19 protein-coding genes are annotated in these 19,292 nt (G+C 70.5%); 8 read left to right on the forward strand and 11 right to left on the reverse strand.

Going from position 1 to position 19,292, the window contains the following annotated elements:
• Positions 1–69: 69 nt before the first annotated feature.
• Both OG884_RS03130 and OG884_RS03135 read left to right on the forward strand, forming a co-directional pair.
• A complete protein-coding gene (locus tag OG884_RS03130; protein ID WP_326641923.1) occupies positions 70–1,179 on the forward strand; it encodes a LacI family DNA-binding transcriptional regulator in 1,110 nt (369 codons plus the stop codon).
• Complete coding sequence (locus tag OG884_RS03135; RefSeq protein ID WP_326641925.1) at positions 1,176–2,270, forward strand: M20 family metallopeptidase; 1,095 nt, start codon at positions 1,176–1,178, stop codon at positions 2,268–2,270. Before OG884_RS03130 ends, OG884_RS03135 begins: the two co-directional genes overlap by 4 nt.
• An 81-nt stretch (positions 2,271–2,351) precedes the next feature.
• Here the strand turns inward: OG884_RS03135 and OG884_RS03140 are convergent, their stop codons facing one another.
• From OG884_RS03140 to OG884_RS03180, 9 genes are all read right to left on the reverse strand, one after another.
• Positions 2,352–3,251 carry a hypothetical protein gene (locus OG884_RS03140; protein WP_326641927.1) on the reverse strand — a complete coding sequence of 300 codons (900 nt, stop codon included), beginning with the start codon at positions 3,249–3,251 and terminating at the stop codon, positions 2,352–2,354.
• A gap of 25 nt (positions 3,252–3,276) precedes the next feature.
• Positions 3,277–3,630 carry a monovalent cation/H(+) antiporter subunit G gene (gene mnhG, locus OG884_RS03145; RefSeq protein WP_326646843.1) on the reverse strand — a complete coding sequence of 118 codons (354 nt, stop codon included), beginning with the start codon at positions 3,628–3,630 and terminating at the stop codon, positions 3,277–3,279.
• Positions 3,631–3,635: 5 nt separating this feature from the next.
• On the reverse strand, positions 3,636–3,896 hold the full coding sequence (locus OG884_RS03150; protein WP_326641930.1) for a monovalent cation/H+ antiporter complex subunit F: 261 nt from the start codon (positions 3,894–3,896) through the stop codon (positions 3,636–3,638).
• Positions 3,893–4,453, reverse strand: coding sequence for a Na+/H+ antiporter subunit E (locus tag OG884_RS03155; protein WP_326641931.1), 561 nt, complete (start codon positions 4,451–4,453; stop codon positions 3,893–3,895). The genes OG884_RS03150 and OG884_RS03155 overlap by 4 nt, the downstream gene beginning before the upstream one ends.
• Entirely contained in the window at positions 4,450–6,060 is a 1,611-nt protein-coding gene (locus tag OG884_RS03160; RefSeq protein ID WP_326641933.1) for a Na+/H+ antiporter subunit D, read from the reverse strand. The genes OG884_RS03155 and OG884_RS03160 overlap by 4 nt, the downstream gene beginning before the upstream one ends.
• Positions 6,060–6,878, reverse strand: a complete 819-nt coding sequence (locus OG884_RS03165; RefSeq protein ID WP_326641934.1) for a Na(+)/H(+) antiporter subunit C — start codon at positions 6,876–6,878, stop codon at positions 6,060–6,062. The genes OG884_RS03160 and OG884_RS03165 overlap by 1 nt, the downstream gene beginning before the upstream one ends.
• Positions 6,875–9,679, reverse strand: a complete 2,805-nt coding sequence (locus OG884_RS03170) for a Na+/H+ antiporter subunit A (RefSeq protein ID WP_326641936.1) — start codon at positions 9,677–9,679, stop codon at positions 6,875–6,877. The genes OG884_RS03165 and OG884_RS03170 overlap by 4 nt, the downstream gene beginning before the upstream one ends.
• Positions 9,680–9,887: 208 nt before the next feature.
• A complete protein-coding gene (locus tag OG884_RS03175) occupies positions 9,888–10,679 on the reverse strand; it encodes an SRPBCC family protein (protein ID WP_326641938.1) in 792 nt (263 codons plus the stop codon).
• Positions 10,680–10,796: 117 nt separating this feature from the next.
• Entirely contained in the window at positions 10,797–11,864 is a 1,068-nt protein-coding gene (locus OG884_RS03180) for a fatty acid desaturase family protein (RefSeq protein ID WP_442811623.1), read from the reverse strand.
• A gap of 297 nt (positions 11,865–12,161) precedes the next feature.
• Between OG884_RS03180 and OG884_RS03185 the strand changes: the two genes are divergently transcribed.
• The 3 genes from OG884_RS03185 (at position 12,162) to cydB (ending at position 15,850) form a co-directional block, all read left to right on the forward strand.
• A complete protein-coding gene (locus OG884_RS03185) occupies positions 12,162–13,073 on the forward strand; it encodes a polysaccharide deacetylase family protein (RefSeq protein WP_326641940.1) in 912 nt (303 codons plus the stop codon).
• A gap of 381 nt (positions 13,074–13,454) precedes the next feature.
• The gene (locus OG884_RS03190) at positions 13,455–14,897 is read left to right on the forward strand and encodes a cytochrome ubiquinol oxidase subunit I (RefSeq protein ID WP_326641942.1); all 1,443 of its coding nucleotides are present in this window, start codon (positions 13,455–13,457) and stop codon (positions 14,895–14,897) included.
• Between the two features lie 11 nt (positions 14,898–14,908).
• Positions 14,909–15,850 carry a cytochrome d ubiquinol oxidase subunit II gene (cydB, locus tag OG884_RS03195; protein ID WP_326641944.1) on the forward strand — a complete coding sequence of 314 codons (942 nt, stop codon included), beginning with the start codon at positions 14,909–14,911 and terminating at the stop codon, positions 15,848–15,850.
• A 148-nt stretch (positions 15,851–15,998) separates the two neighbouring features.
• Here cydB and OG884_RS03200 read toward each other — a convergent pair whose 3' ends face one another.
• Positions 15,999–16,166, reverse strand: coding sequence for a hypothetical protein (locus OG884_RS03200; RefSeq protein ID WP_326641946.1), 168 nt, complete (start codon positions 16,164–16,166; stop codon positions 15,999–16,001).
• Positions 16,167–16,350: 184 nt separating this feature from the next.
• Here OG884_RS03200 and OG884_RS03205 point away from each other — a divergent pair, with 184 nt between their 5' ends.
• The 3 genes from OG884_RS03205 (at position 16,351) to OG884_RS03215 (ending at position 18,001) form a co-directional block, all read left to right on the forward strand.
• Positions 16,351–16,734 carry a type II toxin-antitoxin system RelE/ParE family toxin gene (locus tag OG884_RS03205; RefSeq protein ID WP_326641948.1) on the forward strand — a complete coding sequence of 128 codons (384 nt, stop codon included), beginning with the start codon at positions 16,351–16,353 and terminating at the stop codon, positions 16,732–16,734.
• Positions 16,731–17,039 carry a helix-turn-helix domain-containing protein gene (locus OG884_RS03210; RefSeq protein WP_326641950.1) on the forward strand — a complete coding sequence of 103 codons (309 nt, stop codon included), beginning with the start codon at positions 16,731–16,733 and terminating at the stop codon, positions 17,037–17,039. The genes OG884_RS03205 and OG884_RS03210 overlap by 4 nt, the downstream gene beginning before the upstream one ends.
• 74 nt (positions 17,040–17,113) lie before the next feature.
• Entirely contained in the window at positions 17,114–18,001 is an 888-nt protein-coding gene (locus tag OG884_RS03215; protein ID WP_326641952.1) for an LLM class flavin-dependent oxidoreductase, read from the forward strand.
• A gap of 206 nt (positions 18,002–18,207) precedes the next feature.
• Here the strand turns inward: OG884_RS03215 and OG884_RS03220 are convergent, their stop codons facing one another.
• Entirely contained in the window at positions 18,208–18,777 is a 570-nt protein-coding gene (locus OG884_RS03220) for a hypothetical protein (RefSeq protein WP_326641954.1), read from the reverse strand.
• Positions 18,778–19,292: the final 515 nt, after the last annotated feature.

Consider the following 19,292-nt stretch of genomic DNA (forward strand, 5'->3'; position numbering starts at 1 on the left):
TGAGCGAGCTCGTGTGGCGGGGAGGCGACCGGTTATCCTCAGCGCGACCAGGGAAATCGATTACACAACATGGGCGTGACAATCCACGACGTGGCCAGAGCGGCCGGCGTCTCCGTGGCCTCGGCCTCGCGTGCCCTGTCCGGCCGCCGCAAAGTCACCGCCGAGGTGGCCGAGCGAGTGACACGGGCCGCCACCGAGCTGGGCTACCGGCCGAACGCCATCGCCAAGGCACTGCGCGACCAGACCACCGGAACAATCGGCATGATCGTTCCCGGCATCGGCAACCCGTTCTTCACCACGATCGTCGAATCGGTGGAGCATCAACTCCAGGAGACCGGGCGGGACCTGCTGCTGTGCGCCTCCCTGTACGCACCCGAGATCGAGGCCCGGCGGCTGAACACGCTGCTGGCCCGGCGGGTGGACGGCCTGATCATCAGCCCGTGCGACTTTGAGGCCAGCGCGCCGGCCGTCCTGAACGCCGCCCGGCAGGTGCCCCTGGTGCAGGTGGACCGCTACATCGAGGGCGGCGGAGCCGACTGGGTCGGCGTGGACGACGACTCGGCGCTGGCCCAGGCAGTCGACCACGTGGTCGCCGGAGGAGCACGCTCCGTCGTCTTCGTCAGCAGCCGCCTGATGAACTCCTCCGCGAGGTTGCGGCTGGCCGGCTTCCAGCTCGCCACAGCCCGCGCCGGGATCGCCTCCAGGCCGCCGCTGCTCGGCGAGTTCACCCTCGCCTGGGGCTTCGAGGCCGGGCAGTCACTCCTGGCCGACGGCCCCCTGCCGGACGCGGTGGTCTGCGGGAACGACGAGATCGCGGTCGGCCTGCTGCGGGCGCTGCGGGTCGGCGGCGTACGCGTTCCCGAGGAGGTGGCGGTGGTGGGATTCGACGACGTCGGCCACGCGGCGATGTGCGACCCGCCGCTCACCACCGTGCGTCAGCCGGTGGAGGAGATGGCGGCCGAGGTGGTACGCCTGCTGAACCAGGTACGGGTGGGCGATCCGCGGCCCGCGCAGCGCATCGCGATCGCTCCCCGGCTCGTCGTACGGGAGACCAGCCGCCTCGTGACCAGGGGCGTGGTCACCACCGGAGCCGCAGGAGTCCTGACCGGGGACACGGCCACCGCCGGAGTCTCAGGAACCGTGACCGGGGACGGTCAGGAAGGCAGGGGATCGGCATGACCGACGTCGTGGAACTGACCCGCGAGCTGATCAGGATCGACTCGGTGGGCGGCGGCGAGGCCGCGGTCGCCGAACCGCTCGCCCACAGGCTGGAGGCCGCCGGTTTCGAGGTGCGGACGCACGACCACGCACCCGGCCGTACCGGACTGGTGGCCCGATGGGGAACGGGCGTGCCCGTCACCCTCACCGGTCACCTCGACACGGTTCCGCTGGGCGGCCAGGCATGGACGCACGAGCCGCACACCGCGGAGGTGGACGGCGACCGGCTCTACGGGCGCGGGTCGAGCGACATGAAGGCCGGGGTGGCCGCGCTGGTCGTCGCCGCCGAGCGGCACGCGCGCGGGCCGGGCCACCGGGTGGCGCTGGAGATCGTCCTCACCGCGGGAGAGGAGACCGGCTGCGAGGGGGCGATCGACATGATCGCCCGTGGGCTGGTCAGCCGGTCCCGGGGGCTGCTGGTGGCCGAGCCGACCGCGAACCGCGCCCTGCTCGGGCACAAGGGCGCGCTCTGGCTGAAGGCGACCGCCCACGGCCGGACCGCCCACGGCTCGATGCCCCACCTGGGCGACAACGCGATCTACAAGCTGGCCCGCGCGATCGGCGCCGTCGAATGCTTCGATCCCGGCGTTCCCCCTCATCCCTGGCTCGGCGCGCCGACCGCGAACGTGGGGACCGTACACGGCGGGATCAACGTGAACTCCATCCCCGACCTCGCCGAGGCGACCGTCGACATGCGCACGGTCACCGGCCAGGACCACACGGAGCTACGTGAGCGGCTCCGGGAGAAGCTCGGCGGGGAGACCTCGCTGGAGGTGCTGACCGACCTGCCCTCGGTGTGGACCGACCCGGACGACCCCTTCGTGCGGGTCCTGGTCGCCGCAGGGGCCCGCCCCCCGGGCGAGCGACCGGCCGCCAGCTACTTCACCGACGCCTCGGTGCTCGTCGCCGCCTGCGGTGGAGCACCCACCGTGATCTGCGGTCCCGGGGAGCCGGAGCAGGCGCACGTCACCGACGAATACTGCGAGATTCCCCGGATCGAGGAGGCCGTCGAGATCTACGCCGGCGCCCTGGCGGGACTCTCCACCCGCTAGTAGGGCCAGGTCAGGTGGAGGTCGACCCGGCGAGCCGCCCGGTGGCAGGCCCCCGAGTGGGGCGACGAGCGGAACGTCGCGTTAGGGGGCGTCGGCGATCTCCGCGAGGCGTGCGGCCAGTTGCCCGGGTTCGCCGTCGACCAGGGCGGACACCCCTCGCCACCAGGCGAACCACTCGCCGCTGCGCCACATCCAGTCGATCCGCTCGATGGCGGCGATGACATCGCCCCTGTCGCGCCACACCGCACCCACCTGTGCGGCGGAGGCGCCCTGGCGCAGCGCCCAGGTGTGCAGGGTCGCGGCGGCCTCGGCGTCGACCGGCTGCTCGTACGGGTCGGGGTGCTCGTCCAGCCGGTGCGGGCCGAGCCCCGCGGCGACGCCCCAGCTCCACTGGGCCTCGGCGGGGCGGGAGTAGCGCAGGGAGTCGAAGTCGAGGTTGGAACCGAGCTCGTTGTCCGCCCGGCGCAGGACCACCGCGTCGAGTCGGCCGCCCGCGTCGAAGGCGACCACGATCCGCCGGCCGGGGCACGCGTCGGGCGGCAGCTCGACCCGGTCCTCGGCCTGCCAGGAGTTGAGGTCGGTGACGGCGGCGGGGCGGCCCCAGGTCTCGTCCGCCGCGTCGTCGGCGATCCAGGCGGCGAGCATTTCCAGAACCGTCAGGTCGGTCCACGGTTCGATCGCGGTGGAGCTCCGGAGCACCTCGTCCGGCGCGGGCAGCTTGCCGCCGCGCTCGCGCCGCCACCACCGCTCGCCGAGCTCACGGGTTCCGACCAGCAGGGCGGCCAGCGCGGCGAGCTCGGTGGATCTGCGGGTGAGGGGGGCGCCTCGTGCGAGTTCGACGGAACGCGCGACGCGGTCGGCGCCCAGCGCCGCTCCCGCCTCGCCCAGCAGAAGGGCGGCGTCCGGCCGCTCCTCGCCCAGTAGGTCACGGATCAGTCGTCTGGCCTCGGTCCTTGCGTCCTCCGCACGTCCCTCACGCATACCGACACGGTACGCCGGGAGATCCCTAGGCGCGAGCGTCACCAGGCGGTACGGCCGTGCCGTCGCCGGGCGGTACGGCCGTGCCGTCGCCGCCGTCGTCGTGCGGCGCCGCGGTGAGGTAGGCGGCCCTGCCCACCATGTAGGCGGCCACCGCGGCCGTCACCACCTGGTAGACGGCGACCAGGAGTATGACGCCGGCGATCTTCCAGCTGGGGTCGCGCAGCCACATGGCGAGCAGGATGAGGTGGAGCCCGAGCACCTGGGGCTTGGTCGCCGCGTGCATGCGCGCCAGAGTGCCGGGGAACCTGACCATGCCCACCCCCGCGGCGAACGCCAGTCCCGCCCCCAGCAGCAGGCAGACGGCCGCGGCCACGTCCATCACGGTCACCGGGCACGCCCGGAGAAGAACCTGGCCAGCGAGACCGAGCCGACGAACCCCAGCAGGGACAGCACCAGCAGCACGGGCAGTACCGAGTAGTCCCGGTAGGTCGCCGCCCCCGCCCCGATCGCGCAGATGACGACGGCGGTGAGCACATCCAGCGCGACGGCCCGGTCCAGCATCGTCGGACCGCGCACCAGGCGGTAGAGCGTCATCGCCGCGGCGGCGGCGAGCAGCCCCAGAACGATCAGGTACACCGTCGTCATCGCACCTCCTCCTGGTCCGCGCGGGTGCCGAAGGCGGCCACGATGCGGTTCTCCAACCGGGTCACGTCATCCTGGGTGACCTGTCCGACCGTCGCCGGATCCCCCGGAACGCCGAGCACGTGGAGCAGCAGCGTTCTCCGGCGGACGTTCGCCTCCAGCACCAGGCTGCCCGGCAGCGCCGACAGCGCCACGGTCACCAGCACGGCCATGGCCTCCGACGAGGCGCGTAGCCTCACCTCGACGAGCTGCATCGGCGGCGGCCTGCCCAGGCGCAGCGCCCAGAAGGCGACCCGGAAGCTGGACACCATCATGTCCCGTACGAAGCGGACGAGGAACAGCAGGATCCAGACGGGGTGGAGCCGGAGGCCGGTGTCCTGAATCGGCAGGGGCAGCAGCCACACGAGGACCAGCCCGACCAGCAGGCCGCCGAGCACGTTGCCCACGCTCAGGTCTCCCCAGAGCAGCAGCCAGATCACGGTCAGCCAGAGCACCTGCGGCAGCGGCACGGGCCTGCCCGGCAACCGGGGCGCCGGGAGCACCCGGCGGGGCTCGCTCACCGCTCACCGCCGAGCACCGCGGAGATGTACGGTTCGCGGGCCAGCAGTTCCGCCGCGGCCCGCTCCGACAGGGCGAACAGCGGGCCGGCCAGCACGGTGAAGGACAGCGCCAGCGCCACCAGGGCGGCCGTGGAGGCGAACATGAGCTTCGGCATGGTGACGGAGGTGACGATCGCCTCGGCCGCGGTCCCGCTCCGGGCGCCCGCGCCCGGCTCCCCCTGCGGCTCTGCCCCGTCCTCGCCTTCCTGGGTCTCCAGCACGGTTCCCCCCTCGGTGACCATTCCCGCGGGCGGTACCCGCCAGAAGGCCTTGTTCCAGGTCGTGGCCACCGCGTACAGGGTGAGCAGGCTGGTCACCAGCCCTCCCGCGACCAGGGTCAGGGCCATCGGGCCGCCGTCCGCCACTCCCGCCTGGATCAGCCCGAGCTTGCCCAGGAAGCCCGACATCGGCGGGATGCCCGCCAGGTTCATCGCGGGCACGAAGAAGAGCACCGCGATCACGGGTGTCAGTTTCGCCAGGCCGCCGAGGCCGTCCAGGGAAGTGGTACCGGTGCGGCGCTCGATCATGCCGGTCACCAGGAACAGGCTCGTCTGCACGGTGATGTGGTGGGCCACGTAGAAGACGGCACCTGCCATGCCCTGGACGCTGTACAGGGCGACTCCGAACACCATGTAGCCGATATGGCTGACCAGGGTGAAGGAGAGCATCCGTTTTATATCGGTCTGGGCTACCGCCCCGAGAACCCCGACGAGCATGGTCAGCAGCGCCGCCCACATCAGCAGGCCGCTCACCGGGCCACCGGGGAACAGCAACGCCTCCAGCCGGATGATCGAGTAGATGCCGACCTTGGTGAGCAGCCCGGCGAAGAGCGCCGTCGCGGGAGCGGGCGCGGTCGGATACGAGTCGGGCAGCCACGCCGACATCGGGAAGATCGCGGCCTTGACCACGAAGACCAGCAGGAGTGTCAGCTCGACCAGCAGCCTGACGTGCTGGGGCAGCATCGAGAAGCGCTCGGCCAGCTGCGCCAGCGACACGGTGCCCGTGGCGCCGTAGGCCACCGCGATCGCGACGAGGAACAACAGTGACGACGCCAGTCCTATCACCGTGTAGGTGGCGCCCGCCCGGATGCGGGACTCGGTCCCGCCGAAGGTCAGCAGCACGTACGAGCCGCCGAGTAGCATCTCGAACCCGACGAAGAGGTTGAACAGGTCACCGGACAGGAAGGCGTCCGACACTCCGGCGACCATGATCAGATAGGCCGGGTGGAAGATCGACAGTGAGGCCTTGTGCTCCTGGTCCGCCCAGGACTGGGAGAGCGAGTAGATCATCACGCAGAGCGTCACCGCGGAGGAGACCGCCAGCATCAGCGTGGAGAGACGGTCGGCGACGAGCGCGATGCCGATCTGCGCGCCCCAGCCCCCGGCACGGGACACCAGCGGGCCCCCGCTGTCGGCCGCGACCAGCAGGAACAGCGACACGATCAGCACCACCGCGAGCGTGCCCACGCTGATGAGTGCCTGGAGCCTGCGCAGCCTGCTGCCGATGGCCAGCTTGAGACCGACGGCCAGCAGCGGCAGCACCACGGGCACCGGGATGAGCGCCTCCATCAGTCCTCGCCCTCCAGCTCGGGATCCTGCGCCCTGGCCTGCCGCGCCCGGTCCTCCCGGATGGCGGCGCGCATCTGCCTGCGGGCGTCGCGCTGGCGGGCGCGAAGCCGCTTGCGGATCTCGCGCTCCCGCGCGGCCTGCTCCCGCCTCCTGCGGGCGAACTCGGCGCGCATCTCCCTCACGCGCCTCTCCCGGCCCTCCTTGGAGACGTCCTCCGCCTGCTGGGCCTCGGCGAAACGCTCGGCGAGCCGCTCGGCGGACAGGCCGTCGTTCTTGTGCTCCTGCAGCCAGCGGCCCAGGTCGACGTTGACGTCGAGGATCTGCTGCTCCAGCTCATCCAGTTCCCTGCGCTCCCGCTCGTGCTGGGCCTCCTCCAGCCGGGCCAGCTCGGCCCGCTGCTCGCGGACCAGCCGCTGGTAGGCCTCCTCGCGGTCGAGCACGGCCTGGCCGAGCTCACCGCGCCTGGCGCGCAGCCGCACCCGGCGGTCCTCGGTGTCGTCCTGTACCTCGTCGGCGCCGGTGAGCTGCCAGGACCGGTGGATCATGGCGAGCAGGAAGGCGGTGACGCCCAGCGTGATGACGATGGCGGTGAGCACCATGGCCTGCGGCAGCGGGTCGGCCATCCGCTCCGGGTCGGACACGCCCAGGATCGGTGGTTCCCCCGGCGGCCCGCCCACGGTGAGGATCAGCAGGTTCACCCCGTTGCCGAGCAGGATGACCCCGGCCAGCAGCCGGACCAGGCTCCGCTCAAGGAGGAGCGTGACCCCCGCGGCCACGAGCGCGGCGACCACCAGGAGAGGCAGCACGGGCGCGGTCATCGGCTCTCCCCCTCCTCGATCTGCCGATCCAGCTCGGCGCCCAGGCTGCGCAGGATGTCCCGCACCATGCCGATCACCGTGATGTAGACCCCGAGGTCGAACAGGAGCACCGTCGACAGGTGCAGCTTGCCGACCAGCGGGACGTACAGGTCGGCGGAGAGCATGTCCAGCGGCCCCGCACCGGCCGACAGCCCCACCAGGGCGGTGAGCGTGGACAGCAGGAGCCCCAGGCCGATCAGCACCCCGGGGGCGACCGGCGCGGCGGCGGTCAGCTCGTGCCTGCCTCCGGCGAGGTAGCGCAGGACCAGCGCGAGACCGGCCACGATGCCCCCGGCGAACCCGCCGCCCACCCCGCTGTGCCCGGTGAACAGCAGGAAGACCGAGACCAGCATCACGGTGTGGAAGGTCACCCGGGCCACGAATTCGAGGACGACCGTCCGCTGCCCGGGCGGCAGACTGGTCGCCAGCCAGTACGTCCGGGGCTCCTCACCGGTTCTCTCCTCGCCGGTTTTCTCCGTCGGAGGCTGCGGCGCGTACGAGCGGCTGCGCAGGAAGACCAGGCCGGTCATGCCGAGGGTGAGGACGACGAGCACGGAGCTCTCCCCCATGGTGTCCCAGGCCCTGATGTCGACCAGGAGCGCGCTGACGATGTTGGCGGCCCCGGCCTCCTTCGCCGCTTCGGCCATCAGCGTGCCGATCGGTGTCGCCTGCCGCGCGTTCATCGCGAGCAGGCCGGCCCCCGCCACCACGACGCCGCTCACGATGCCGAGGGTGAGCCGCGCGCCGAACGGCACCCGGGGCCGGTCCTCCCTCGGCCCGAGGGGAAGCCTCCGCAGCACCAGCACGAACACGACCAGGCTCAGCGTCTCGACGAGGAACTGGGTCAGCGCCAGGTCCGGCGCGCCGTGGACGAGGAACAGCAGCGCCGTGCCGTACCCGGTCAGGCCCGCCAGCAGCACCAGCACGATGTGCGAGCGCACCCTGAGCGCGATGGCCGCCGCGGCGATGATGAGCACGCCGATGACGGGCTGCTCGATACGGTCCCAGGCCACCAGGTCCAGCCGAAGGTCGGGTTCGGGACCGTACGCCAGTGAGAAGGCGCCCACCCCCGCCACCGAGACGAATGCGATCATGAGGTAGTCGGGCAGTGAGCCACGCTGGACGACGCCGGTCAGCTGCAGGGAGAAACGTTCCAGCCCGCGGACCAGGGCCCAGTAGGCCCGGCCGGAGTCGATCAGGTGCAGGGCCTCCCCGATCCGCGCCAGCGGCTTCCTGGCCAGGAAGAGGAGCGCTCCACCCGCCAGCGCGACGGCCGACAGCAGCAGCGGCACCGGGGCGCCGCTCCACAGCGCGAGGTGGGTGCCGTGGCCGGGTCCGGGGAAGGTGTCGGTGTAGCTCCGCATCGCCTCGCCGTACCGTGCGGCGAACGGGGCCGCGGCGAGGCCGAGCACCGAGAGCAGTGCGGGCGGCAGGAGCATCGCGGCGCCCGCGGGGTGCACCGGCACCGGCTCGACACCGGGCTTGGCGCCGAAGGCGCCCCACAGGAAACGCGCACTGTAGCCGGCGGTGAGCGCCGACCCGAGGACGACTCCGGCGAGCACCGCCGTGTCGGTGCCCCGGCCGGTCAGCAGCGACTCGAAGGCCGCCTCCTTGCCGACGAACCCCAGGAACATCGGGATGCCCGCCATCGAGGCGGCGGCCCCGGTGGCGACCGCGGCCGGCCACGGCGCCGAGCGCCGCAGGCCGCTCAGCTCGCGCAGGTCGCGGGTGCCCGTGGAGTGGTCGATGACGCCGACGACCAGGAAGAGGGAGGCTTTGAACAGTGCGTGCGCGAGCAGCATCCCGACCCCGGCGATCGCGGTGTCGCGGGTGCCCGCGCCGAACAGCACAGTCAGGAAACCCAGCTGGCTCACCGTGCCGTAGGCGAGCAGCTTCTTGAGGTCGTGCTCGCGCAGCGCCCGCCAGGCGCCGAGCAGCATGGTGAGCAGGCCCAGGGGTACGGCGACCCACCGCCAGGCGGCGAGCTCCTCGAAGGCCGGGCCCAGGCGGGCGAGCAGATAGATTCCCGCCTTCACCATCGCCGCGGCGTGCAGGTAGGCCGAGACCGGTGTCGGCGCGGCCATCGCCGCGGGCAACCACATGCTGAACGGGAAGACCGCCGACTTCGACAGCGCGCCGACCAGGATCAGCACCACCGCCACCGCCACCAGGCCGCCGGACGGCGGGCTCTGCACGATCCGCGAGATGCGATACGTTCCCGCGGCCTCGCCGAGCACGACCATGCCGCCCAGCATCGCCAGGCCGCCGAACGTGGTGACGATCAGCGCCTGCATCGCGGAGCGGCGGCTGGTCCTGCCGGCGGGGTCGTGGCCGATCAGCAGGTAGGAGAAGACAGTGGTCAGCTCCCAGAACACATAGAGCAGCAGGAGGTCGTCCGCGACCACCAACCCGAGCATCGCCCCGGCGAAGGCCACGAGCACCCCGGCGAACCGGCCGAGCCCCTCGGCGCCTGCGGAGAAGTAGCGCGAGCAGTACAGCACGACCAGCGTGCCCACACCCGTGACCAGGGCCATCATGAGCACGGCCAGCGCGTCGGCGCGGAAGGACAACCCCAGGCCGAGGCCCGGCGCCCAGTCGTGGTGCGACTCGACGGGGACACCGGTCAGGGCGATCCAGATCGTGTAGCCGAACCCGCAGGCCAGTGGCACGGCGAGCAGGAGGAACGCGGCCCGGCCGAAGCGGCGCACCAGCGCCGGGGCGAGCACCGCCGCCACTGCATGCAGGATCAGCAGCGGCTCCATGTTCCCCCGTGACCCGTCGTGGCAGACGTACGCCAGGATCCTAAAAGGAGCGCGTTTTACCGGTCAAACACGCGGACCGCCGGTCCGAACACCACAGATTCCTCACCGGAGCATGATCAATTCCTTGAACACCCGCCTCAGCAGGGGTGGAGACATGATCTCGGCACGTCCCGCCGACGCGATCACTTCCGTCCGGTTGTGACCACCGTCACCGTTTCCTGCCGGTACGGCCGAGCAGCCAGCCGATCACCGCGCTGCCGAGCGCGACGCCCGCGCCCATCCCGAACGCGGCGAGGAGCGACCAGGCGGGGACTCCGGGCCTGGACTGCTTGGCCGGGCGCTCGAAGACGTGCGCGGGGCCGGCTTCGAGCGTTGTTCCGGGCGTGACGGGCGTGACGGGCGTGACGGGCGTGACGGGCGTGACGGGCGCAGTGGACGCAGTGGACGCAGTGGACGCAGTGGGCACGGTGTACGCGGTGTCCTCCGAGGGGGCACCGGTGGTGAGGACGGGAGCGAGGGCCGGGGCGGCAGGGGCCTCGCCGGAGACCTCGCCGGAGATCTCGCCGGAGACGAGGTGACTCTCCACGGCGGAGAAGAAGTCACCCGCGGTCTTCCTTGCGACGGAGCCGAGCATGCGCTGGCCGACGCCACCGATCATGCCGCCGATCACCGCCTCGGCGTCGTAGTCGATCCGGGTGCCACCCTCGACCTCGCTGAGACGGACCTCCACCGTGGCGTCCACGGTGCCGGGGGCGCCCTGGCCACGGGCCCTGAGCACGAACCGTTCCGGGGCCTCCGGCTCCGACAGGGCGACCTCGCCCTGGTAGACGCCCTTGATGGAGGCCACGCCCGCGGTGACGGTCATCCGGTAGGTGTCCGGGCCCGTCTCCTCAAGGCGCTCGCATCCCGGGATCGTGCGCACGAGCACGGCCGGGTTCTGGAGCGCTGACCACACACGATCTCTGTCGATGCCGAGCACGGCACTGCCTGCGAGCTTCACACCAAGCACCCTAGGCAATCTCCGGGCGGGCGGATAACAGCAACATCTGCCCGCCGGGACGACCCGTCGTTGTCAGTGCTGCCGCCCTGACGCACGAGACCGACCGGCGCGGACGGGTCAGCCGGGCGCGGGGCTTCCGGCTCGCAGGGACGCGCCCACGTCGTGCAGGTGGCGCAGCGCCTGCGCGTACGAGCTGACGATCCCGGACTCCAGGTAGTCGACACCCAACTCCTCGCAGTAGGCCCGGACGATCGGCTGGGCACGGCGCAGGTTGGGCATCGGCATGCTGGGGAAGAGGTGGTGCTCGATCTGGTAGTTGAGCCCGCCGAGCACGGCGTCGAGGACCCTGCCGCCGCGCACGTTGCGCGAGGTCAGCACCTGGCGCCGGAGGAAGTCGAGCTTCTCCTCGCCCCTGAGCATCGGCATGCCCTTGTGGTTGGGCGCGAAGGTGCAGCCCAGGTAGACACCGAAGATCGCCTGGTGCACCAGGAGGAAGACCACGGCCTTGCCCGGTGACAGCACCGTGAACAGCGCGCCCAGATACAGGACGGCGTGCACGGTCAGTAGCGACGCCTCCACGGCCCGGTGCTTGGTCGTCGGGCGCATCAGGGCCCTGACACTGGACACGTGCAGGTTGAACCCCTCCAGCGTGAGCAGCGGGAAGAACAGGAACGCCTGCCGGCGGCCCAGGAGCCTGGGCAGCCCCCTGCTCTCGGCGGCCTGCTCGTGCGACCAGATCAGGAAGTCGGGGGCGACGTCGGGGTCATGGTCCTCGTGGTTGGGGTTGGCGTGGTGGCGGGTGTGCTTGTCCATCCACCAGCCGTAGCTCATGCCGATGGAGAGGTTTCCGGCCACCAGTCCGGCGATCTCGCTGGAACGGCGGGAGCGGAAGACCTGGCGGTGGGCCAGGTCGTGGGCGACCAGCCCGATCTGCGCGAACACCACCGCGAGGAAGGCGGCGACCAGCAGTTGATACCACGAGTCGCCGACGGCGAAGAAGACGGCCCAGCCGCCGACGAAGGACGCCGCCACCAGGCCGAGCCGTGCGGCGTAGTACCCGGGGCGCCGGTCCAGCAGCCCCGCCTGGACGATCCGGCGCGACAGCCGGGCGAAATCACTACCCCGTTCCGCGCTTTCAAGGGGGACGGGGGGATCCGCGTCGTCTATCGCGGTGGAGTTGGTCACGGTTCTCCTCAGATGGGCCGGATCACTCGACATGATTACGTCAGCCGGCGACGCCACACATCCGCGTCGGCCGAACATGACGACTTTCCCAGGATCGCGTGGCCGCCGTGATCGCAAACCCCCGCTTCCACCCCTAGTCGTGGTAGTGCTGACCCTACCCCGCTAAATGCCATGATCATGGGAGTACAGAACATAGCCATTTGAATCGCCCCGCGAGGCACGATCAGACAGACTCCCGCGAATCACCTCGCGAGGCATGATCGAACGGACTCCCGGCTGCTGGCAGGATGGTCGCCCATGGCATCGGGGACTCACTGGACGATAAGAGCGGCGGCGGCGACGGCCCTGGCGGTGAGCGCCGGGTGCGCCACGGGCCTGGACGGCGGGCCCGGCGAGGGTGCCGCCCCCGCGCCAGGAGTCTCCTCCGGCTCGGGGAAGGCCCCCGCCGGTACGGATGGCCGAGCCGCGAGGAAGGCGGCAGGGCCACCGGGTGCGATGCCCAGGCGGGGTGAGGTGGGCGTGATCCCCCGTCCCGGTGACGGCCTGCCTCCGGTGATCAGCTCCATCCCCACCAGGCGGAAGGTCGTCTTCCTGACCATCGACGACGGCTGGGAGCAGGATCCGGGCTTCGTGGCACAGGTCCGCGACCAGCGGATCCCCGTGGCGGCCTTCGTCACCCGCGACGCCGTGGAGGCCAGGGGCGCGGCCGATCCGACCGCCCAGGGCAGCAGGTTCCTGGGCGCGGGCAAGTGGGGGTACGTACGCGACCTGCGCGACGCGGGGGCGACGATCGAGAACCACACGCTGACGCACCCGAACCTGCCCGCGCTCGGCTACGAGGGGCAGAAGGCCGAGATCTGCGGTACCTCCACACTGATCCGCAGGCACACCGGCACCGCGCCCACCCTGTTCCGCCCCCCGTTCGGCAACCACAACACCGCGACCCGCAGGGCCGCCAAGGCCTGCGGTATCGACGCGCTCCTGCTCTGGACCGCGACCGTGCAGCCGGGCGGGAAGATCGCCTACCAGGTGCCCGACAAGAGGCTCCGCCCCGGCGACGTGCTGCTGTTGCACTTCCGGCCGAACCTCGCCCGTGACTTCAAGATCCTCATCGCCAAGATCAAGCGCCGGGGGTTCGAGCTCGGTAACCTCGACGCGTACCTGAAGGCGGCGCCCCTGCGACCCTCCCCCGCTTCGCGCGGGAAGTAAGGGCTCGCGATGTCGCCCGCGCGGCGTACCTCGAAATCACTCCGGAGGTGGACGCCCCGGGGGTGCCGCACGCTCCACCATGGAGTCACGCCTCCGGGGGGATGGCGGGCGGCGGGGATGTGCCCGGCGTGACGGGAGACATGTCCCTTCATGCCGGGCCATACGTGGAGACATTCCCTGCGGCATGAGGAGAGCCGGCGTCGCGAGCCGAGGGACGGTCTCGGTCCGGCGGAGAAGTGCGGTCTCGCACCGAATCATGTGACAAAGATCGCATCAGCTCGCGGCGTCTCCTCCCCCCTTTACTCTACAGCCTGTAGTACTACTAGAAGTAGAACTACAAGCCGTAGAGCAACAGGCCCGCGAGGGAAACGCGAAGGGAAGATGGACGCACTAGACCTGGCTCGGTGGCAGTTCGGGGTGACCACCGTGTACCACTTTCTGTTCGTACCCCTGACCATCGGCCTCGGCGTCTTCGTCGCCGGCCTGCAGACCGCCTGGCACCGCACGGGCAAGGAGCACTACCTGCGGCTCACGAAGTTCTTCGGAAAGATCTTCCTGATCAACTTCGCGATGGGCGTGGTGACCGGCATCGTGCAGGAGTTCCAGTTCGGCATGAACTGGAGCGAATACTCGATCTTCGTCGGCGACGTCTTCGGCGCCCCGCTGGCGCTGGAGGCACTGCTCGCGTTCTTCCTGGAGTCGACCTTCATCGGTCTGTGGATCTTCGGCTGGGACAAGCTGCCCAAACGCATCCACCTGGCCACCATCTGGATCGCGGTCATCGGCTCCACCGTGTCCGCCTACTTCATCCTCGCCGCCAACGCCTGGATGAAGCACCCGGTCGGCTACGAGGTGGTCGACGGCAAGGCCCGGATGACCGACCTGTGGGCGGTGCTCACCAACTCCGCCGCCCTCGTGCAGGTGCCCCACGTGGTGGGGGCGGCCTTCGTGGTCGGGGGCGGTTTCGTGCTGGCGATCTGCGGCTACCAGGTCCTGCGGGAGCGGCGCGCCGCCCCCGAGGGGGCCTTGCCGGCCCGGCGGAACACGGCGAGCATCTGGCGGACCCCGATCCGGGCCGCACTGGTCATGACGGCGCTCGCCGGCGCGGTGGTCGCGGTCAGCGGGGACATGTCCGCCAAACTGCTGTACGAGCAGCAGCCGATGAAGCTGGCCGCCGCCGAGGGACTCACCCACGACACGGCCGGCGCGGCGTTCTCCCCGGTGCCGGGGGTGGAGATCCCCAAACTGCTCAGCTTCCTGTCCACCAACGACCCGAACTCGGTCGTCCAGGGCACAGCGGACCTGCAGGCCCGGTTCACCGAGCAGTTCGGCCCGGCCGACTACCTGCCCAACCTGCCGGTGGTCTTCTGGTCCTTCCGCGTGATGATCGTCTTCGGGATGGCCACGGTGGGCCTGTCGATTCTCGGTCTCTGGCTGACCCGCAAACGCCGCGGCGGCAACCGCCCGCAGCAGGAGATCCCGGCCTGGTTCGCCAGGGCCGCCCTGCTGGCGCTGCCGCTGCCGACCATCGCGATGATCTCGGGCTGGCTGCTCTCCGAGATCGGCCGCCAGCCGTGGACCGTCCAGGGTGAGCTGCTCACCGCGGCGAGCGTGTCGCCCGGCGTGAGCCTCACCGAGGTGGCCCTCTCGCTGGCGATCTTCACTCTGGTGTACGGCGTGTTCGCGGTGGCCGAGGCCGTACTGATCACCCGCCACGTCAAGACGGGCCCCGAGCCCGCCGTCCCCGCCGCGCCCCTCACCCCGCCCTCGCGCGACGACGACCAGGCCGCGAGCGCCCGGCTCCAGCCGACCCTGATGTACTGAAGGCGACCACCATGGAACTCACCACCTTCTGGTTCATACTCATCGCGTTCCTGTGGATCGGCTACTTCGTGCTGGAGGGCTTCGACTTCGGCGTGGGCATGCTGGCACCGGCGCTGGCCAGGAACGAGGCCGAGCGCAAGCAGGTCCTGGGCACGATCGGCCCGGTCTGGGACGGCAACGAGGTCTGGCTGATCACCGCGGTCGGCGCCATGTTCGCCGCCTTCCCCGCCTGGTACGCCGGGCTGCTCAGCGAGTTCTACCTGCCGATCACACTGATCCTCGTCGGCCTGATCGTGCGCGGCGTCGGCCTGGAGTGGCGCGGCAAGGTCCAGCACGCCTCCGACCGCGTCTGGTGCGACCTGGGCGTGCTGGTCGGCAGCGCGCTTCCCGCGTTCCTGTGGGGTGCCGTCTTCGCCGACCTGCTGCGGAACAGCGCGACGGCCGCGCTGGTCGGCGGAGTGCTCTCCCTCTCGCTGTGCGTGCTGCACGGGGCGGTGTTCGTCGCGCTCAAGACCTCGGGGCCGGTGCGCTCCCGCGCCCGGCGCGCCGCGATGATCGCCGCCGCGGTGGCGCTGCCCGCCGCGGTGGCGGCACTGCCGAACATCCCGGCCACGGATGCGGTGGCCGCCGGCTGGTCGGCGGCCCCGTGGCTCTGGGCGGGCGCGCTCGCCTCGGTGGCGGCCCTGGCCGCGGGGATCGCGCTGACCTGGCGCGGCCGGGACGGCTGGGCGTTCGCCGCCACCGCCTCGTCCATCGCGCTGGGCGGCGCCGCCCTGTTCGGCGCCCTGTGGCCCGCCCCGCTCCCCGGCCTCACCGTCGCCGAGGCCGCCTCCGGCCCGTACACGCTGGGCATGCTCACCTGGATCGGTCTGATCGCGCTGCCGTTCGTGCTCGGCTACCAGGCGTGGTCGTACTGGGTCTTCCGCAAGCGCCTGGTCGCCGAGGTGTCCTGAGACATCCTGCCCGCCACGGGCCGGGCTTCCCGCTTCACCGCCGGCCCCGGTCGCTGGCCGCCGGTCCCAGTCGCCGGCCCCGATCGTCGGGCCCGGTCGCCGGCCCCGGTCGCCGGGGAGAGCCCTCCCCCGAACCTGCGCGTGGCGTTCAGTACAGGCCGAGCCTGGCGAGCGGCTCGACCAGCTCCCTCTCCTCGTACGACAGGTGGGACAGGAGCGTGTCGGTGAGCAGGTCCATGGCCGCCCGCAGCTCATTGTGGCCGTCCGGCCGGCTCGTCACCGAACTGGCCCCCGACACCGCCTCCCCACCCGCCAAACCACGCCGCTCCCCCGCCACTGAGCGTCGGCCTCCGTCACCGCCGTATCCCCTGAGGGCTCATCCGAAGAACGACCTCTCCGACACAAGGTCGGCCAATAACTACACGGCGAATCCAAATAAAAACCCACCGTGACATTCTTGCCCTTCATAGTATGCCTGCATACTATGAAGGGAGTTCGCCATGGCGTGGAACCTGGAGTTGACGGAGGAGGTTCGAGAGTGGTTGCACGCGACACGAGCAAGTGATCGCGCGACTTCAAGACTGGTCGGCCAGGCCATCCAGACCCTCATCGAGATCGGACCCGCTCTCGGAAGGCCACTGGTTGACAGGATCACAGGCTCCACCCTGCAGAACATGAAAGAACTCCGTCCCGGATCATCGGGCCGGAGCGAGATCAGGATCCTGTTCGCCTTCGATCCCCGTCGCAACGCCGTGCTTCTGGTGGCCGGCGACAAGGCTGGGGAATGGAACATTTGGTACGAAAAGGCGATACCGCTCACAGAGAGTCTCTTCACCGAATGGATAGAACGACTGGAAGCATCACCGAAGGAGCACGAGCGATGACCACATTCCACCGGTGGGACGACGTCAAACACGAGATCTTCGACGAGGAGGACATCACCGCGATCGACGAGGGCGCGGCCGAGGCGGTCACTGCCATCAGGCTGACCGCCGTGCGCAAACAACTGGGCCTGCGCCAGATTGACGTCGCGGAGCGGATGCACGTGCGACAGGAGAGGATTTCCGCGATCGAACGCGGGGAGCTGGGGTCTGCGACGCTGGGCACGCTAACGGCATACGTCCAGGCGCTTGGAGGGCGACTTGAAGTGGTCGCCACCGTCGACGAGCACCGCTATCGCATCGCCTGACCGGACTGGAGAGGGCGAAGCACTTCCCGTGGCGAGTTGACCTCAAGGTCACTTGAGGTTGAAGGATGGCGTCCATGGACATCGGAGTGATTCTGCCCGGCATCGGCGTGCAGCGGGAGCAGCGGCTCGATCTGGGCACCGCCGCGCGCCATGCCGAGGAGGCCGGGCTGGACGGCGTCTGGCACGGCGACCACCTCGCCACCGGGGCCGCATCACTGGACTGCGCCGTGGCGCTGGCCGTCGCGGCGACGACGACCAGCCGGATCCGGATCGGCGCGAGCGTGTTCGTCCCGGCGATCCGGCCCCTGGCCTGGGCGGCCAAGCAGGTCGCGAGCCTGCAGCACGTCTCGGGCGGCCGGCTGGTGCTGGGCGTCGGCTCCGGCGGCGGGGCCGGGCAGTGGGCGGCGGCCGGAGTGCCGTACGGCGAGCGCGGCAGACGGACCGACACCGCACTGGAGCTGCTGGCGCGGCTGCTGGCCGGGGAGACCGTCGCGCTGGTGGACGAGCCGGGAGAGGCGCGGCTCCAACCGGCCGTGACGCCGCCGCCGATCTGGGTCGGCAACGCCTCGGCGGTGGCCGTGCGGCGGGCGGCCCGCTATGGGGACGGCTGGTTCCCCTCGATGATCCCGCCGTCGGAGGTGGCCTCGGGCCGAACCAGGCTGGCCGAGCTCGCCGCCGCCCACGGGCGCCCCGAGCCGGTCGTCGCCATCGGCGCCACCGGCGTCCTCGGTTCGGGGCCCGGCCTGCCCACCCGCGAGTCCATCGCCTCGGGTATCACCGGGTACGGCATCCCCATGGAGGAGGCCGTGCAGCTGCCCCTCACCGGGAAACCCGCGCAGGTGGCCGAGCGGCTGGCCGCCTACCGTGACGCCGGGGCGCGTCACCTGGTCCTTGGCTTCGCGGGCGGCGACTGGCGCGACCAGTGCGATCTGCTGGCCGAGACCCGCGCGCTCCTGGGCTGACCATGGACGTTGGTGACGGCGACACGGTTGAATGATCTTGAAGTGGGCAAGAACTTCGGCCGCCCGCTGGACGATAACGGAAAGCGATGTGTTCGCCGACGATAGCCGGGTAGGGTTGGCGGTGCCGCCCCCTGCTAGGGGGAGAGGAAGTGAGCCCGGGTTTACTGCCGGAACTGACAGGACCCCGGGCTTCGCGCTGTTCTCAATCAGTCGCAGCGCAGTCGATCGACGATCACCCCTTCTTCGAGAATCCCCAGCAGTGCCGTGTCCCCTGCGGCCGCTGCCGCGATGACGCCCGCAAGGATGTCGGGAAGCCAGAGGAGTTCGTCGCAAAGAGGGTCGGCCCACTCGACGCGCATCTCGTCAGGCAACATGTTCTGCGCGCGTAGAGCGTTAACCATGTCGAGGTCTTCCTTGTTGCCCGCCTGACCGCGCCCCTCCATGATCACGTGGGGCACACGTCGTTGGGCGAGTCGCCAGTAGAGGCGATCCATGCATTTACGTCGAGCACGCTTCTGTTTTGATGACGGCATATCGGTGCCCACGACCGCGATCACGTCGAGCGACAGTTCGGCAAGCGCATAGACGATCTCAAGACGGCGTTTCGGCCTTTCGTCCCGCCAGTGCAGGCGCGGCTGCTTGGAGAGAAGCAATGCGCGAAGAGCCGCCCTGTACGTAACGGCCTGGTGGTTGGGAACGACCGCGGCGGCCAGCACATAGAGTCCGGCACCGACCCGCATGGACTCATCAATGTACGCGCATGACTCGCTGTTCACGATCTGTCACCGTAAGGGATCGGTACGACATCCGCCCTTGGTTCGTCGATAGTGAGCAGGCTGTTCGGAGAGGGGCATGCGGTTCATCGACGAGATCAACGGGGTGACTTCGCGAAGATCTTCGGTGAGCTGTGCTTCCGCGGACGGTTCGCCGCGCTGGTGGGCGACGAGCACTCGCTCGCGGATTCCTGGCTTGACCTTCATTCGTCGCGGCGGAGCGGGCTTTGACCTGGTGTGGGCCACGCAAGCTGTCCTGAGATCCCATCGGCCAGGTCCCTGACATCGGTCCTCCTGGTCGAGCGCGCCTGGGGAGTTCCGGTGTCATCCGTTGGCGGTGCTTCGGGAGAACGGGTTTCGTCAGCTGTGACGTAGCGAAGGGGAGGTTGGAAGCGATAACCGGGGTGGGTCTCGCACCGGCGAGAACCCGGGTCTCGTGCCGAGCAGGAAAGGCGATCGCCATTACCGGTGATCACCCGACCCGCTCTGGACCACGAACGGGAGAGTGAGGAGGAGGC

Origin of the sequence: Streptosporangium sp. NBC_01755, from assembly GCF_035917995.1 — a bacterium.
Classification (GTDB): Bacteria; Actinomycetota; Actinomycetes; order Streptosporangiales; family Streptosporangiaceae; genus Streptosporangium.